At 53.5% G+C, this 17087-nt stretch carries 17 protein-coding genes; 7 read left to right on the top strand and 10 right to left on the bottom strand.

Translation table 11 applies throughout. The features are described 5' to 3' along the window. The first annotated feature begins 119 nt into the window (after nt 1-119). From xylA to yiaB, 3 genes are all read left to right on the top strand, one after another. Nucleotides 120-1442 (top strand): xylose isomerase, encoded by a 1323-nt coding sequence (xylA, locus tag GUC46_RS00850; protein WP_003024252.1) that lies wholly within the window; start codon nt 120-122, stop codon nt 1440-1442. A gap of 71 nt (nt 1443-1513) precedes the next feature. Further along, on the top strand, nt 1514-2968 hold the full coding sequence (gene xylB / locus GUC46_RS00855; RefSeq protein ID WP_130715269.1) for a xylulokinase: 1455 nt from the start codon (nt 1514-1516) through the stop codon (nt 2966-2968). Between the two features lie 167 nt (nt 2969-3135). After that, complete coding sequence (yiaB, locus tag GUC46_RS00860) at nt 3136-3489, top strand: inner membrane protein YiaB (protein ID WP_003837701.1); 354 nt, start codon at nt 3136-3138, stop codon at nt 3487-3489. On the opposite strand, the gene GUC46_RS00865 is transcribed toward yiaB, so the two are convergent. Then, nucleotides 3486-4481: an acyltransferase gene (locus tag GUC46_RS00865; protein WP_003837703.1), complete on the bottom strand. Its 996-nt coding sequence runs from the start codon at nt 4479-4481 to the stop codon at nt 3486-3488. The two genes, yiaB and GUC46_RS00865, sit on opposite strands and share 4 nt — an antisense overlap. Nucleotides 4482-4653: 172 nt before the next feature. Here GUC46_RS00865 and GUC46_RS00870 point away from each other — a divergent pair, with 172 nt between their 5' ends. From GUC46_RS00870 to glyS, 3 genes are all read left to right on the top strand, one after another. Beyond that, entirely contained in the window at nt 4654-4962 is a 309-nt protein-coding gene (locus GUC46_RS00870) for a YsaB family lipoprotein (RefSeq protein WP_032937205.1), read from the top strand. 95 nt (nt 4963-5057) lie between these two features. Next, the gene (gene glyQ, locus GUC46_RS00875) at nt 5058-5969 is read left to right on the top strand and encodes a glycine--tRNA ligase subunit alpha (RefSeq protein ID WP_001168551.1); all 912 of its coding nucleotides are present in this window, start codon (nt 5058-5060) and stop codon (nt 5967-5969) included. A gap of 9 nt (nt 5970-5978) precedes the next feature. Next, nucleotides 5979-8048 carry a glycine--tRNA ligase subunit beta gene (gene glyS / locus GUC46_RS00880; RefSeq protein ID WP_160179650.1) on the top strand — a complete coding sequence of 690 codons (2070 nt, stop codon included), beginning with the start codon at nt 5979-5981 and terminating at the stop codon, nt 8046-8048. Nucleotides 8049-8161: 113 nt separating this feature from the next. Here glyS and cueP read toward each other — a convergent pair whose 3' ends face one another. The 3 genes from cueP to GUC46_RS00895 form a co-directional block, all read right to left on the bottom strand. Then, nucleotides 8162-8701, bottom strand: a complete 540-nt coding sequence (gene cueP / locus GUC46_RS00885) for a copper-binding periplasmic metallochaperone CueP (RefSeq protein ID WP_003024269.1) — start codon at nt 8699-8701, stop codon at nt 8162-8164. 187 nt (nt 8702-8888) lie between these two features. Further along, nucleotides 8889-9101 (bottom strand): RNA chaperone/antiterminator CspA, encoded by a 213-nt coding sequence (gene cspA, locus GUC46_RS00890; protein ID WP_000014594.1) that lies wholly within the window; start codon nt 9099-9101, stop codon nt 8889-8891. Nucleotides 9102-9380: 279 nt separating this feature from the next. Further along, entirely contained in the window at nt 9381-9671 is a 291-nt protein-coding gene (locus tag GUC46_RS00895) for an HTH-type transcriptional regulator (protein WP_049002068.1), read from the bottom strand. A 380-nt stretch (nt 9672-10051) separates the two neighbouring features. Between GUC46_RS00895 and GUC46_RS00900 the strand changes: the two genes are divergently transcribed. Continuing rightward, nucleotides 10052-10762: a DUF3053 domain-containing protein gene (locus tag GUC46_RS00900; RefSeq protein ID WP_003837709.1), complete on the top strand. Its 711-nt coding sequence runs from the start codon at nt 10052-10054 to the stop codon at nt 10760-10762. A gap of 58 nt (nt 10763-10820) precedes the next feature. Here the strand turns inward: GUC46_RS00900 and ghrB are convergent, their stop codons facing one another. From ghrB to GUC46_RS00930, 6 genes are all read right to left on the bottom strand, one after another. After that, nucleotides 10821-11795: a glyoxylate/hydroxypyruvate reductase GhrB gene (ghrB, locus tag GUC46_RS00905; RefSeq protein WP_016151146.1), complete on the bottom strand. Its 975-nt coding sequence runs from the start codon at nt 11793-11795 to the stop codon at nt 10821-10823. A 258-nt stretch (nt 11796-12053) separates the two neighbouring features. Then, the gene (locus GUC46_RS00910) at nt 12054-13364 is read right to left on the bottom strand and encodes an MFS transporter (RefSeq protein ID WP_044700397.1); all 1311 of its coding nucleotides are present in this window, start codon (nt 13362-13364) and stop codon (nt 12054-12056) included. Between the two features lie 70 nt (nt 13365-13434). Next, entirely contained in the window at nt 13435-14373 is a 939-nt protein-coding gene (locus GUC46_RS00915) for a sugar kinase (RefSeq protein WP_138828015.1), read from the bottom strand. A gap of 3 nt (nt 14374-14376) precedes the next feature. Next, nucleotides 14377-15126 (bottom strand): sugar phosphate isomerase/epimerase, encoded by a 750-nt coding sequence (locus GUC46_RS00920; RefSeq protein ID WP_149911611.1) that lies wholly within the window; start codon nt 15124-15126, stop codon nt 14377-14379. Between the two features lie 99 nt (nt 15127-15225). Further along, nucleotides 15226-16242, bottom strand: a complete 1017-nt coding sequence (locus GUC46_RS00925) for a LacI family DNA-binding transcriptional regulator (RefSeq protein ID WP_044700393.1) — start codon at nt 16240-16242, stop codon at nt 15226-15228. Between the two features lie 141 nt (nt 16243-16383). Beyond that, nucleotides 16384-17046 carry an OmpA family lipoprotein gene (locus tag GUC46_RS00930; protein WP_003837719.1) on the bottom strand — a complete coding sequence of 221 codons (663 nt, stop codon included), beginning with the start codon at nt 17044-17046 and terminating at the stop codon, nt 16384-16386. Nucleotides 17047-17087 lie beyond the last annotated feature (41 nt).

The raw sequence follows: 17087 nt of genomic DNA on the forward strand, positions 1-17087 counted from the left end.
CACGTTTGGGTATTCTCTTAATAGCGGTGTGAAATAACGTAATTGAGCAATAAATCAGGAAATTCCAGTATAGCCATATCGCAGTTTACTTACCGTATTACCTGATTATGGAGCTTATTATGCCGGCTTATTTTGACCAACTCGATCGTGTTCGTTTTGAAGGTACTCAATCCACTAACCCGCTCGCATTTCGCCATTACAATCCTGACGAAATCGTGTTGGGCAAACGTATGGAAGATCATCTGCGTTTTGCTGCCTGCTACTGGCATACCTTCTGCTGGAACGGTGCGGATATGTTCGGTATGGGCGCTTTCGATCGTCCGTGGCAGCAGCCTGGTGAAGCACTGGCGCTGGCGAAACGCAAAGCGGACGTGGCATTTGAGTTCTTCCACAAGCTGAACGTGCCTTACTACTGCTTCCATGATGTGGATGTCTCGCCTGAAGGGGCTTCACTGAAAGAGTACAAAAACAACTTTGCGCAGATGGTTGATGTGCTGGCGGCAAAACAGGAACAGAGCGGCGTGAAGCTGCTGTGGGGAACAGCAAACTGCTTTACCAACCCACGCTACGGCGCGGGTGCGGCAACAAACCCGGATCCAGAAGTGTTCAGCTGGGCCGCCACGCAGGTGGTTACGGCCATGGATGCCACGCACAAGTTAGGCGGTGAAAACTACGTTCTGTGGGGTGGTCGTGAAGGCTATGAGACGCTGCTGAATACCGATCTGCGTCAGGAACGTGAGCAAATTGGTCGCTTCATGCAACTGGTGGTGGAACACAAACACAAAACCGGTTTCCAGGGCACTTTGCTTATCGAGCCGAAACCGCAGGAACCGACCAAGCACCAGTACGACTACGATGCGGCGACCGTCTACGGCTTCCTCAAGCAGTTCGGTCTGGAAAAAGAGATCAAACTGAATATCGAAGCTAACCATGCCACGCTGGCGGGCCACTCGTTCCATCACGAAATCGCCACCGCTATCGCGCTGGGTCTGTTTGGCTCTGTCGATGCCAACCGTGGTGACGCGCAACTGGGCTGGGACACTGATCAGTTCCCGAACAGCGTAGAAGAGAACGCGCTGGTGATGTACGAAATCCTGAAAGCGGGCGGTTTCACCACCGGTGGCCTGAACTTCGATGCCAAAGTGCGTCGTCAGAGTACCGATAAATATGATCTGTTCTATGGTCATATTGGCGCGATGGATACCATGGCACTGTCGTTGAAAATTGCGGCCCGTATGATTGAAGACGGTGGTCTGGATCAGCGCGTGGCAAAACGTTATGCCGGTTGGAATGGTGAGCTGGGCCAGCAAATTCTGAAAGGGCAGATGACGCTGACGGAAATTGCGCAGTACGCTGAACAACATAACCTGGCGCCGGTGCACCAGAGCGGTCATCAGGAATTGCTGGAAAATCTGGTGAACCATTATTTGTTCGACAAATAACGGGTTTCTGAGAACGTCCGTAAGCCCGGTCAGCTCGCGCTACCGGGCCTTTCTTTAAGGAACGATGCCTTATGTATATCGGGATAGATCTTGGCACATCAGGCGTAAAGGCCATCCTGCTCAACGAGCAGGGGGATGTGGTCGCTTCGCACACGGAGAAACTCACCGTCTCGCGCCCGCATCCGTTATGGTCTGAACAAGACCCTGAGCAGTCGTGGTCGGCAACGGATCGGGCTGTGAAAGCGCTGGGTCAGCAGCATTCGCTTCGCGAGGTGAAAGCGTTGGGGATTGCCGGACAGATGCACGGCGCGACGCTACTGGATGAGCAACAGAAGGTATTGCGTCCGGCTATTCTGTGGAACGATGGTCGCTGTGGTGAAGAGTGCGTGATGCTGGAGAATCAGGTTCCGCAGTCTCGTGCGATCACCGGCAACCTGATGATGCCTGGCTTTACCGCGCCAAAACTGCTGTGGGTGCAACGCCACGAGCCGGAGATTTTCAACCAGATTGATAAAGTCCTGCTGCCGAAAGATTACCTGCGTTTGCGCATGACCGGTGATTTTTCCAGCGATATGTCTGATGCGGCAGGGACAATGTGGCTGGATGTCGCGAAGCGTGACTGGAGCGATGTCATGCTGGCTGCCTGTAAACTGACTCGCGCACATATGCCTGCGCTCTATGAAGGCAGCGAGATTACCGGAACCTTGTTGCCAGAAGTCGCTAAAGCCTGGGGAATGCAGGAGATTGCGGTTGTTGCCGGAGGTGGTGATAACGCGGCGGGAGCGGTTGGCGTAGGCATGATGAATGCCGGTCAGGCGATGCTTTCGCTGGGGACATCCGGTGTCTATTTTGCGGTGAGTGATGGTTTCCTTAGCAAACCGGAAAGTGCGGTTCACAGTTTTTGCCATGCTTTGCCTGAGCGATGGCATCTGATGTCTGTGATGTTAAGTGCGGCATCGTGTCTGGACTGGGCGGCAAAATTAACCGGACTGGCGAGCGTTCCTGCATTGATTGACGCTGCGCAACAGGCCGATGAACACGCGGAGCCGGTCTGGTTTTTACCTTATCTTTCCGGTGAACGTACGCCGCATAACAATCCGCAGGCCAAGGGCGTATTTTTCGGTCTGACGCATCAGCATGGTCCGGCAGAACTGGCGCAGGCGGTGCTGGAAGGTGTGGGGTTTGCGCTGGCTGACGGTATGGACGTGGTACATGCCTGCGGCGTGCAGCCCGCCAGCATTACGTTGATTGGCGGCGGGGCGCGCAGTGAATACTGGCGTCAGATGCTATCTGACATCAGCGGATTGCAGCTGGATTATCGTACCGGCGGTGATGTCGGCCCTGCACTTGGTGCGGCGCGACTGGCGCAAATTGCCATGAATCCGCAGCGGCCTTTATCAGACCTTCTGCCTCAGCTTACGCTGGAACAAGCGCATTATCCTGACGCCGGGCGCCACGCGCTTTACCAACAACGTCGGGAAACCTTTCGCCGAATCTACCAGCAGTTGCAACCGCTGATGTCCTGATCCTCGTTCCCCTCTGGTAAACAGAGGGGATTTATCAAATGTATATTTCAATCCAATAAATAGTTAGTACGCATGGATTTATTCTGAAAGTCCGGCGTAGTGCCATTTTTCTGTGTTGTCTTTAGCGGGTTATTCATATTGTATCCATGATGGATAAGGAGATCCCAATGAAGACGACAAGGCTGTTGCCATGGATATTATTCCTGTCTGGCGCACTGATTTACGTTATTGGCTTATGGCAGGCATGCCCGTTATTGAGTGGCAAAGGCTATTTTCTGGGCGTGCTAATGACAGGGATGTTTGTGGCGTATGTTTATCAGCGTGCAGTGAATCTCAATCAGAGCGACGAACGCTTCGCCTCTGTATGTCAAATGGTCACACTCATCACGGCAGGATTGCTGCTGGTGGGTGTATGGAATGCCCCGTTATCTCCCCTCGAAAAAGGGCTGTACCCGGTGGCATTCATCGTATGTTTACTGGGGCAAGTTTTGTTGCTACGTCTGCAAAATATGGGGGATTAACTCACCAGCCTGCGCGTATCGATACGCTGCAACAGTATGGACAACAGTAAACTGCCTGCCAGCGTGGCGCTGAAAATCCACAGCATATCCAGCGGTGGCCAGTTTTTGAGTTCAATTCCGTTGGTTCGCAGTGCGTGAATGATCAGCGCATGAAAACCATAAATGCCCAATGAATGGCGAGAAATAAGGCCCAGTAGCGGCAGAGTACGTGTGCTGAGCGTATTTTTGACCAGCGTCAGGAGTGAGACGGCGCAAATAAATACCGCAGGGCCGCAGTAGAGGTACCAGGTGTCGGCAAAATTGCCTCGCCAGCGCAGTTCATGCAATGTGCCACGAGAAATAATAAATACTGCGGTAATGAATAACGCCGCACAGAGCCAGCTGAGCGCGCGCTTTTGCGTATCCATCATGCCAATCGCCCGGCCCAGCATGCCGTACAGGATGTAATAGAAGGTGTCGCCGCTGATGTACAGGTTAATGGGTAGCCATTCAAAACCGCCAATTTTTTGCGAGACGGTGTTGGGATTGGCAATCACGCCTATCACCACCATCAACGCCAGCAGCATCTTGCCGCTGATATTTTTCACCTGTATCAGCGGAGAAACCAGGTAGATGACGGCGATCGCGAAGAAAAACCACAGATGATAGAACACCGGCTTTTGCAGCAGGTTCTTCAGCGACAGCTCAGCGTTGATCGAGGTAAACAGCAGGATATAGGCCAGCGCCACGCTGCTGTAAAACAGAATGCAGAGCGCGATGCGCAGGAAATGGCGCGGTTTGGCGCTACGCTCGCCAAAAAACAGATAACCCGAAATCATAAAGAACAGCGGGACGCTGACGCGAGAGGCTGAATTGAGCACGTTAGCCAGATCCCAATTCAACGGGCTGACGCTTTGCGCATTGGTGATGTACCAGGTCGTGGTGTGGATCATCACGACCATTAAACAGGCTATCCCGCGCAGGTTATCAATCCAGAAAATTTTGGGCTGCATCAGTTCCTCTGTGTCCATTAAAAAAAGTCTGACCGATATTTTGCGAACGTAGCTCACTGGAATAATCCGAGTTCTTACGCTAAAGCTTGAGATGGTCTGATGAGATTCTCAAAATAGGATCTGTTTCCAGACACTAATAATAAGACTGACCAGCAAACCAGGCGGTAATAAAATGATGATGAAGTATTTCTTTCCCGCAATCGCTACCCTTTTGCTGGTAGCGTGCGCTGACACACAACCGTCTGCACCCGCGCAGAAAGCGCAAAAGGTTAAGGTCAGTGCCACACGTTCGCTGGATATGGAGTCATTGTGCAAAAATGAGGCGGCGCAACGCTACAACACTGGCGCGCAGAAAATTGATATCTCCGGCCTGGAGCAATTCCAGGGCAGCTATGAGATGCGTGGTTCTACCTTCCGTAAAGAGAGTTTTGTCTGTTCTTTTGATGCAGACGGGCAGTTTTTGCACCTTTCCATGCGCTAAGTTCCCCCTTTTTCCCGTTTCGTACTGTATATCTTGCAGCCAGCGGGTATACTGATCGCTTCCTTTAAATCCACACGTATCCAGCACGAAATAATATGCAAAAGTTTGATACCAGGACCTTCCAGGGCTTGATCCTGACCTTACAGGATTACTGGGCTCGCCAGGGCTGCACCATTGTTCAACCATTGGACATGGAAGTCGGCGCGGGAACATCTCACCCAATGACCTGCCTGCGTGCGCTGGGGCCGGAACCGATGGCGACTGCTTATGTGCAGCCTTCCCGTCGTCCGACCGATGGCCGCTATGGCGAAAACCCGAACCGCTTACAGCACTACTATCAGTTCCAGGTAGTGATTAAGCCGTCACCGGACAACATTCAGGAGCTGTACCTGGGTTCTCTGAAAGAGCTGGGTATGGACCCGACCATTCACGATATCCGTTTCGTGGAAGATAACTGGGAAAACCCGACGCTGGGTGCCTGGGGTCTGGGTTGGGAAGTGTGGCTGAACGGCATGGAAGTGACTCAGTTCACCTACTTCCAGCAGGTTGGTGGTCTGGAATGTAAACCAGTAACCGGGGAAATTACCTACGGTCTGGAACGTCTGGCCATGTACATTCAGGGCGTAGACAGCGTTTACGACCTGGTCTGGAGCGACGGCCCGCTGGGTAAAACCACTTACGGTGACGTGTTCCATCAGAACGAAGTGGAGCAATCCACCTACAACTTCGAATACGCCGATGTGGACTTCCTGTTCACCTGCTTCGAGCAGTACGAGAAAGAAGCGCAGCAGCTGCTGGCGCTGGAAAATCCGCTGCCGCTGCCTGCGTATGAACGTATTCTGAAAGCCGCCCATAGCTTCAACCTGCTGGATGCGCGTAAAGCCATTTCCGTCACCGAGCGTCAGCGCTATATCCTGCGCATTCGCACCCTGACCAAAGCAGTGGCAGAAGCTTACTACGCTTCCCGTGAAGCCCTTGGCTTCCCGATGTGCAACAAAGACAAATAAGAGGCGGCCATGTCTGAGAAAACTTTTCTGGTGGAAATCGGCACTGAAGAGCTGCCACCAAAAGCACTGCGCAGCCTGGCTGAGTCCTTTGCTGCAAACTTTACCGCGGAGCTGGATAACGCTGGCATTGAGCACGGCAACGTTGAGTGGTTCGCTGCGCCGCGTCGTCTGGCGCTGAAAGTCGCGAATCTGGCGGAATCTCAACCCGATCGTGAAGTTGAAAAACGCGGTCCGGCCATTGCCCAGGCGTTTGACGCTGAAGGCAAACCGAGCAAAGCGGCAGAAGGTTGGGCACGTGGCTGCGGCATCACGGTTGATCAGGCTGAGCGTCTGACTACTGACAAAGGCGAATGGCTGCTGTATCGCGCGCATGTGAAAGGCGAAAGCGCTGAAACGCTGCTGCCAAACATGATTGCCACTTCGCTGGCGAAGCTGCCGATCCCGAAACTGATGCGCTGGGGCGCGTCTGACGTTCACTTCGTGCGTCCGGTTCACACCGTGACTCTGCTGCTGGGCGACAAAGTGATTCCGGCAACGATTCTGGGCATTCAGTCCGATCGTGTGATCCGTGGACACCGCTTTATGGGCGAGCCGGAATTCACTATCGATTCTGCCGATCAGTATCCGGAAATCCTGCGTGAGCGCGGCAAAGTCATTGCGGATTACGCTGAGCGTAAAGCGAAAATCAAAGCCGATGCTGAAGAAGCGGCGCGTAAGATTGGCGGCAACGCCGATCTGAGCGAAAGCCTGCTGGAAGAAGTCACCTCGCTGGTAGAATGGCCGGTAGTGCTTACCGCGAAATTCGAAGAGAAATTCCTCGCTGTTCCGTCTGAAGCGCTGGTACACACCATGAAAGGTGACCAGAAGTACTTCCCGGTATACGCGAATGACGGCAAACTGCTGCCGAACTTTATCTTCGTTGCCAACATTGAATCGAAAGATCCGACCCAGATTATCTCCGGTAACGAGAAAGTCGTTCGTCCGCGTCTGGCGGATGCTGAGTTCTTCTTCAATACCGACCGTAAAAAACGCCTGGAAGACCATCTGCCGCGTCTGCAAACCGTGCTGTTCCAACAGCAACTGGGTACGCTGCGCGATAAGACTGACCGTATCCAGGCGCTGGCGGGCTGGATTGCTGGTCAAATTGGCGCTGACGTTAACCACGCAACGCGTGCTGGCCTGCTGTCCAAGTGCGACCTGATGACCAACATGGTCTTCGAGTTCACCGACACCCAGGGCGTGATGGGAATGCACTACGCGCGTCACGATGGCGAAGCGGAAGATGTTGCTGTGGCGCTGAACGAGCAGTATCAGCCGCGTTTTGCCGGTGATGACCTGCCGTCTAATCCGGTGGCTTGTGCCGTGGCGATTGCTGACAAGATGGACACCCTGGCGGGTATCTTCGGTATTGGTCAGCATCCGAAAGGCGATAAAGACCCGTTTGCGCTGCGTCGTGCTGCGCTGGGCGTGCTGCGTATCATTGTTGAGAAGAACCTGAATCTGGATCTGCAAACGCTGACGGAAGAGGCTGTTCGTCTGTATGGCGACAAGCTGACCAACGCCAACGTGGTGGATGACGTTATCGACTTTATGCTTGGTCGCTTCCGCGCCTGGTATCAGGACGAAGGTTATACCGTCGATACCATTCAGGCCGTGCTGGCGCGTCGTCCGACTCGTCCGGCTGATTTCGACGCACGTATGAAGGCGGTTTCGCACTTCCGTACCCTGGAGGCCGCGTCCGCGCTGGCTGCCGCGAACAAGCGCGTATCAAATATTCTGGCGAAGTCTGAAGAAACGCTGAATGACCGTGTGAATGCGGCAACGCTGAAAGAGCCGGAAGAAATTGCGCTGGCGATGCAGGTTGTGGTGCTGCGCGATAAGCTGGAGCCTGTTTTCGCCGCTGGCCATTACCAGGAAGCGCTGGTTGAGTTAGCGGAACTGCGTGAGCCAGTTGATGCGTTCTTCGAGAAAGTGATGGTCAACGTAGAAGATAAAGATCTGCGTATCAACCGTCTCTCCATGCTCGAAAAACTGCGCGAACTGTTCCTGCGCGTGGCGGATATTTCGCTGCTGCAGTAACGGTCCTGAGCTGACTTAGAAAATGCCGGATGGCAGCTTCGCCTTATCCGGCCTACGAGATAAACACCAGTAGGCCGGATAAGCATTGCGCCATCCGGCATTTTTTTATGTTGTTAGCGCAGCTGTAATTTAGTCAGACAGGTCTGGCTGTCTTCCATGGTCTTAATGGGATACTCCGCTTTTTTGCCGTTGTAGCTTACTGCGATGGTGCCTGCCATATTGCGCGGTAGCCAAACCCCGACGAAGCCATTTCGACCGCTCTTCATCTCTTTTTGTAGCACTACGTCACCCTTGTTATCCGTCACTTTGACATTGAATGTCTTCTCCGGCATTTCGCCCTGGCAACCGGAAAGGCTGTGGTTGAAGCAAGGATGTGTTTGCCATTCATAAGGGGCAAATGACAGATAGAACTTGTCACCGAGCGGCAGGGTATAGATCTGATCGCCTGAAGATAGCTTCAGTTCAGTGCTGGTGACGGATGCCGAGTAGGGCAGTGGGCGGCTCTGGGGAGACTGGTCAATGGCCTCGACGATTTGCTCGACGGATTTTCCGCTGAGCCCGTGTTCCGCCAAAAAAGTGGCTTCAGGGGTTGCGGCGAACGCGCTACCGGTGGTGAGTAAACCTAAAACCAGCAGCAATGAGGATTTCGACATAGCTTCAATTCCTTGTGAACGTTGTGGAATACAGACTGGCTCACTATAAAGCTTGCCCTTAGGGAAAGGTCAAAGGGGCGACGGGTAAAGTAATGCAAAGACGCGTGTGGGCGAGGCGTTTTAAGAAGTACAGATAAAAAAAATCCCCGCCGTTTGGCAGGGATTCAGAATCTTGAGCTTTTTAAGCTTACAGGCTGGTTACGTTGCCAGCTGCCGGGCCTTTAGCGCCGCTTTCGATGGTGAAGGAAACTTTCTGACCTTCGTCCAGAGATTTGTAGCCATCGTTCTGGATAGCAGAGAAGTGTACGAACACGTCTTTAGAGCCATCGTCAGGAGTGATGAAGCCGAAACCTTTGTCAGCGTTGAACCATTTTACGATACCAGTCATTTTACCGGACATAGTGTATTACCTTTTAAAAAATAAGTGTGCCTTTCGGCGATATGGCGTGCTTTACAGATTTTTTAACAGTAAAGGAAATGCTCACTACGAAGGGTATCAACGATAACTCTTGAAGGGACTTGCCTTACTAACTGCTGTAATGGTCTGTACGTCAAACCGTTGAGGGCATTAACTCATTTTACGCATGTGGATGCAACTACTATTTTCTTTTTTGTGGATAACCTTCGTAAGGGAACGGCCCCGTTACAGGACCGTTCTTAAGCAAAATTGAAAAATAGTTCAATCCATCAGTTGCTTACTTAATCTTGGATCTGCCTGGATCAGGCGCATTAACTTCAATTCGGTAGTGGAAGGCTTTACGCGTTTAGACTCCCATTCATGAACCATCGCGACTGTCACGCCCATTACTCGGGCAAAATCATCTATTTTTAAACCCGTCCCTCGTCGTAACTGTTCAAATTCGGTGAAAGGGTTGGTTTTTTGCGGCAGAGTGACCGTCTGCGATACATCTTTAAAAACAATCTGCTCCAGACTGCTCAGCAGTTCAAACATAGGATCTTTGTATTCCATTGAGAACTCCTACAAATCACACAGCGGGATCGTGAATTTCTTCGAAGCTCATTAAGAGTAGTCGGAAAAAATGAAGTCGGATTCGGGGTTTGAGAGATGGATTCGTTTCAGCAAACGGTGGGCAACAATCTATTGCTGGCTAACGAACTGATAAAGGTCGGGATCTCCGAACGATCGATTCCGATTGTAAAGATGACTAAAATATGACGCCGAGTAGTAAATGCAGCATTGTTTAGCAAAACGAACGGTGGTGGGAACGGTTATTTTCCCCCACAAGATTATGCGGAAAGGGTATCTTGCGGGGCTGACCTGGACTATCCTTGTTAACGTCAGGCACGCGGGTGTCGTTGTGCGCATTTTTGGGTGAAAGGAGTATTAAAATGGCGACAGGTAAGTCCTGCTCTCGCTGGTTTGCGCCTGTTTTGGCGCTCTTAATGGTAGTTGGCCTGAGTGGGTGTTTTGATAAAGAAGGCGATCAACGCAAAGCGTTTATCGATTTTCTGCAGAATACTGCAATGCGTAGCGGAGAGCGTTTACCAACGCTGACCGCCGATCAGAAAAAACAGTTTGGCCCGTTTGTGTCCGATTACGCGATTCTGTATGGCTATTCGCAGCAGGTTAATCAGGCGATGGACTCCGGTCTGCGTCCGGTGGTTGATAGCGTAAATGCGATTCGTGTTCCTCAGGATTATGTGACTCAGCGTGAGCCGCTGCGTCAGGCAAATGGTGCGCTAGGTGTATTAGGGCAACAGTTGCAGAATGCGAAACTACAGGCAGATGCTGCGCATGGCGCGCTGAAGCAGGGCGAAGATCTGAAGCCGGTCTTTGACCAGGTTTACAATAAAGTCGTCACTGTACCTGCAGAGGCGTTACAGCCGCTGATCCCTGCAGCGCAAATCTTCACGCAGCAGTTAGTGCAGGTTGGTGATTTTGTGGCGCAGCAGGATACGCAGGTGAGCTTTGTCGCCAACGGTATCCAGTTCCCAACGTCACAGCAGGCAAGTCAGTACAACACGCTGATTGGCCCGTTGGCTTCTCAACATCAAGCATTTAACCAGGCCTGGACTGCTGCGGTGAATGCCGCTCAGTAATTAAGCCGCTGTAAGATATGAAGGGCCGGGTGAGCGTAAGCGCTACCCGGCCTTTTGTTTATCGCGCGACCTGCGGGTTTACGCAGTTCTTCTCAACGCGTCCTTGCAGCGCATCGATTAAGTTATCCACCGCACAGGCCGCCATGTTATAGCGCGTTTCGTGCGTGGCTGAACCAATGTGCGGCACAGCAACCACGTTTGGCAGCGACAGCAGCGGTGAGTCTGCCGGTAATGGCTCCTGCTCAAACACATCCAGGCCAGCGGCATGAATTTCGCCGTTTTGCAGGGCGGCAATCAGTGCTTTTTCATCGACCACCGGCCCACGTCCGGCGTTAATGAAAATGGCGGAAGACTTCATTTTGGCAAACTGTTCGGTGCTGAACAGATGATGCGTTTCGTCGGTTAACGGCAGGATCAGGCAGACAAAATCGGATTCTTGTAACAGCGTATCAAGATCGCAGTAGCGCGCGTTGAAACGTTCTTCTGCTTCCTGATGATGACGGCGCGCATTATAGAGAATCGGCATGCTAAAGCCGAAATGCGCACGTTGTGCCAGCGCCAAGCCAATACGGCCCATGCCGACAATCCCCAGCGTTTTGTGGTGCACATCCGTACCGAACCAGTCCGGCCCGATACTTTTGGTCCATTCACCGACCTTCACCCGTTCAGCCACTTCTACCACGCGGCGAGCGGTGCTTAACACCAGCGCCATCACCGTATCGGCGACGGTTTCTGTCAGTACGGTTGGCGTGTGCATCAACAGTACCTTACGCGCGTTAAGGGCATCGACGTCGAAGTTGTCATAGCCGACGGAAATCGTGGAGGTCGCACGCAGTTTCGGCATTTTCTCCAGTAGCGCGGTATTGACGGCTTCACTGGAGCCCAGCAGACCTTCCGCATTGGCAAACGCTTCGGCGTGCTGTGCGACCGTTTCCGGGCGCAGGTTAGGCACACGAGTCACAGTAAAATGCTCTTCCAGGCGATGCAGTAAATCGTCAGGTAACGCTTTATAGAGAATAATGGACGGCTTCATGCGAATCTCCGTAAGTTAAAATTTAAGCGTGGCGTGCGCCAATAGGTAGCTGTTGATTATTAGCAGGCTCAGGCCGAGTCCTGCCGTTGCACACGCACGTCGCTGGCGGTTATTTTTGCCCAGTGCAAGGCACGAGCAGAGAAGTTTGGTGAACCAAACGAGCTGGGAGTAACGCCGCAATGGGCAAAAATAGCCCCAGCCCTTCGGGACACGCGTCAGAACCACGAACTCTTCGTTGTCTGGCTTGGGCATAGTTCACTATGCCCAGCGCCCTCCGCCTTGATTACGCGGTTCTGCCACAGTGTCGACGGTGTGTTCAATGGCAGGACTCGGCCTCACAATGAGAGTTAGCCATACTGAGACAAAAAGCGCTACCCCCATAAAAATGTACGAGGCGGACGGGCTGCCGGTAGCGCCATTGAGGTAGCCGACAAACCATGAACCAAAGAATGAGCCTAGCGCGCCCATACTGTTAATCAGCGCCATTGCACCCCCGGCAACGTTGCGCGGCAGCATTTCAGGAATGATGGCAAAGAAAGGACCATAAGGGGCATACATTGCCGCACCCGCAATAACCAACAGCGTGTAAGAAATCCAGAAGTGGTCTGCGCCCACGGCCCAGGAGCCGATAAAAGCGAAAGCAGCTATCAGTAACAGTGGCCAGACAAACAGCTTACGATTTTGCAGTTTATCGGAGGCCCAGGAAACGAGGATCATCGCCGCAGTCGCCGCCAGATAAGGTACGGATGACAGCCAGCCAACCTCAACCATCCCCAGATTTGCACCGCCGTTGCGGATAATCGACGGCAGCCACAGGACAAAACCATAGACGCCAATACTCCAGGTGAAATACTGCATACACAGCAGGATGACGTTACGTGAGCGGAAAGCCTCGCTATAGTTCCGTACGGCTTTGATTCCTTGCTGCTCTTTTTCCAGTTGTGCCTGAAGGGCGGCTTTTTCAGATTCTGACAGCCAACCGACCTGAGACGGTTTGTCTTTTACCAGCACCCACCAGCAGAACGCCCAGATGATGGCCGGGAAGCCCTCGATGATGAACATTTCCCGCCAGCCCAGCGCCTGGATCAGATACCCGGAAACCACGGACATCCACAGCACGGTGACCGGGTTGCCAAGGATCAGGAAGGTGTTGGCGCGTGAACGTTCGGATTTGGTAAACCAGTTGCTGATATAAATCAGCATTGCGGGCATCACGGCAGCTTCAACGACACCGAGAATAAAGCGAATGGCGGCGAGCATGGGAATGTTACTGACCATGCCGGTCAGTGATGCGCATCCACCCCAGAGGATCAGACAGACAAAAATCAGTTTTCTTACGCTGCGACGCTCGGCGTAAATCGCGCCTGGGATCTGGAAGAAGAAATAGCCGAGGAAAAACAGCGCGCCCAGCAGGGAAGAGATCCCTTTAGTAATGCCGAGATCCTCGTTGATACCGGCGGCGGAGGCGAAGCTGAAGTTCGCGCGGTCGAGATACGCCAGGCTGTACGTGATAAACACGATTGGCATGATGTACCACCAGCGTTTTGCTGCATTTGTTGAGCTATTCATAGACTGCCCTCTGATTATGCTGTTACGCCGCCTCTGAATGTAGGGTACAGAGACAGAGTTGACCGGGAATTTATTCCCCTAATTGTTCACGTGTGGGTAATCCTTCGCTGTCGCCCTGAACCTGAATGGCCAGAGCGCCAATTTTATTGCCGCGGGTCACCGCCTGATGCAGCGAGCGACCTTCCAGCAGGGCGCTGATAACGCCGACCGCAAAGCCATCGCCTGCGCCGACGGTGTCGACCACGTTGTCGACTTTTACCGGTGCGACGCAGCCTTGTTCACCGCCGGCGGTTTTGTACCAGGCGCCATCGGCCCCTGTTTTGATGATCACGGCCTTCACCCCGTGGCGCAGATAAAAGTCGGCGATGGCTTCAGGCGTTTGCTGACCGGTTAAAATCATGCCCTCTTTTAATCCAGGCAAAACCCAGTCGGCCTGGAATGCCAAACGGTTCAGTTTTTCCACCATCTCGGCTTCGCTTTTCCACAGCACAGGGCGTAAATTCGGGTCGAACGAGATGGTCTTCCCTTGTGCTTTCAGTGTGCGGGCGGTATGGGCTAACAGTTCATAAGAGCTGGCAGAAAGCGCCGCCGCTACGCCGCTCAGGTGTAGGTGGCGCGCGCTGGCGAAGTAGGCTTCGTGATAATCCTCAATGCTGAGGTGGCTGGCAGCGGAACCTTTGCGGAAGTATTCCACAATGGGATCGGTTCCATTTTCGACTTTAGATTTAAGCTGAAAGCCGGTAGCGTAACGCCCGTCCTGGGTGACTCCCTGCGCATTAATCCCTTCTTTTTCCAGCGACTTAACGATAAAACGGCCAAAACTGTCGTTGCCTACACGGCTTACCCAACCGACCTTCAGGCCCAGCCGGGCAAGACCGGTCGCCACATTGAGTTCAGCGCCAGCAACGCGCTTGATAAACTGCTCCACATCCGCCAGTTCGCCGGTTTGCGTGGCGACAAACATCGCCATCGCTTCACCAATAGTGACCACATCCAGTGAATTTTTCATGCGTTACTCCTCGCGTAACAACTCGATGTAACGGCGGGTAACCGCCGCCAAATCCTGCCCTTCCAGGGGAAACTCAATGCCGCGTGGAACATCGCCCGGCAGCGTTTTCAACAGCGTCAGCCAGCGCGGATCGGCTGCATCAGGCGGTACGGCACGGTAGCTGTCGCGATGTGCAACGGCGGCTTTGACATGGATATACCCAACGGTTGACGCCAGTTTCTGCGCCGCCTGTTCCGGGGAGTCGCCCACCCACAGCCAGTTGCCCATATCGAAGGTCAGAGATATCGGCAGATTTTGCGTCTGGCAGGCTTCGTTAAAGCGCTGCATCGGCTTCAGGCGTCCGCAGGCGGTCTGATCGTTTTCGACAACCAGTTCCATTCCGCTGTTGTCCAGCCATTCACGTAACACGTTGAACTGTTCGGTATGGGAGAAATGGCCGAGGGAGACTTTTAGCCACAGAGCCTGCAGGGCCTGTGCTTCTTCAAGTAGCGCAGGAAGTCGGGGATTGAGGCTACCGTCCTCAAGGAACAACGGCTCAGGCGCTGAGTAACAGGCCAGCAGGCCGAAGATTTCGATAGCAGATGCCACCGTAGACAGCGTGTGCAGCTCGGCGTCGGTCAGCAATTCGCGGCGGATTTCGACGCCGTCAGCACCGGCTTCAGCGATAATGGGCAGCATTGCCGTTTGCCCGCCAGCGGCCCGTACCTGGTCGTGGCCGTAAGCGGCGGTGACCACCATAATTTTTCTTTTCATGGAAACTCCAGACTAGCGTTCTTGCTATAACGCTAGATGGAACCGGTTCCAAAGAAAAGCTTATGATGTTGAATTTATGATCACCATCACGAAGGAAATTTAACGGGCGGTAGAGCCGCGAACGATCAGTTCGCCGGAGAAGACCTGTTCCTGAATGGCAGCAGGGCCGCCATCGATCCGGCGTACAACCTGCTCAACGGCGGTGTAGCCAATCTGCCAGGTAGGTTGTTTCAACGTGGTAATACCAACGCCCGCCAGTTCGGCCCATTCCAGTTCGTCAAAACCGAGCAGGCCGATATCGCTGCCCCAGTTAAGGCCAATGCGTTTCAGGGCGCGGGCAACCTGCAGTGTGAGAGCGCCATTAGCTGAGATAACAGCTTTGCGCATTCCCCGGTGCTGCTGGTGGAACTGGCGCAGGGTTTCGTCCAACTGCGTATTGTCCGTGAGCGGGACTTCGGCATTTTGCGCGATAACGCCGGGGTACTGTGCGAGGGTGGCGCGAAAAGCGCTCAGGCGCTCGCGGCGGGTATTCACCATGCCGAGTGGTTCGCTGAGGAACAGGATGGCTTCAAAACCTTGTTCGACCAGATGTTCCGTGGCAACCGTTGCCGCCTGGGTGTTATCCAGCCCGACCATATCACAGGCGAAATCGGGGATTTTACGGTCAATCAGCACCATCGGCAGCGCAGACTGCTGCAGGCGGTTCAGCCCCTCTTCGCGCATCCCGACGGCGTTGACCACAATCCCTTCGACTTGGTAGCTGCGCAGCAGGTCGAGATAATGCAGTTCCTGATCCACTTCGTTGTTGGTGTTACACACCAGCGGGGTAAAGCCTTTATCGCGGCAGGCGGCTTCAATGCCGCTTAACACGTTGACGGAGTAGGGATTGGTAATATCGGCGATGATCAGGCCAATCAGGCGGGTACGACCGTGTTTCAGGCCTCTTGCCATCAGGCTGGGACGGTAGTCGAGATCGGCAATGGCTTGTTCAATGCGGGCCAGTAGCGCGTCGGAAAGCAGGTGCTTTTCACCGTTGAGATAGCGTGAAATGCTGGTCTTGCCGGTTTTTGCGGCTTTCGCCACATCGCTGATGGTTGCCCGTGTTGATTTGCTCATCGCTGATTTCCCTGAATTTCGTGTGAATACCTTAGCGGGAAAATCTGACGAAGCAAGTAATTTGCCCGGTGGCGCTGCGCTTACCGGGCCTACATGTCGAACGTAGGCCGGGTAAGGCGAAGCCGCCACCCGGCTCAACGATTACTGCATAGGACTCAACGTAATCTCTACGCGACGGTTTTGCGCTTTACCTTCCGCCGTGCTGTTGCTGGCGATCGGATTTGACGGACCCATGCCCTGAGTGCGGATACGATTAGCGGCAACCCCTTGCGTGATTAAGGCGCTGGCCACGGAGTCCGCGCGTTGCTGAGACAGACGCATATTCAGATCCTGGCTGCCGGTGCTGTCGGTGAAGCCCAGCACGTTGACGGCGGTTTTATTGTACTCTTTCAGTACCATTGCCACGCCGGTCAGGGTGTTGGCACCAGCAGGTTTCAGGTTGGCGCTACTGCTGTCGAAGGTGACGTTATTCGGCATATTCAGAATGATGTTATCGCCACTACGCGTCACGCTGACGCCCGTTCCCTGCATTTTGTCGCGCAGTTTGGCTTCCTGCACGTCCATGTAATAACCGACACCGCCGCCAACGGCCGCACCCGCCGCTGCGCCAATCAGTGCGCCTTTACCGCGATCTTTCTTCGAAGAAGAGAGTGCGCCAATGCCCGCGCCGACCAGAGAGCCAATACCCGCGCCAATGCCGGATTTACCTGCTTCGCGTTCGCCGGTGTAAGGGTTTGTTGTGCAGCCAGAAACCGCCAGGGCGCCGCTCACAATGGCAGCAATAACAAAAACACGTTTCTTCATCTTAATTCCTTAATGACTTTTTCTTCTTTGCCACAGCGACC

This window comes from Citrobacter sp. LUTT5 (assembly GCF_009905315.1).
GTDB lineage: Bacteria > Pseudomonadota > Gammaproteobacteria > Enterobacterales > Enterobacteriaceae > Citrobacter > Citrobacter freundii.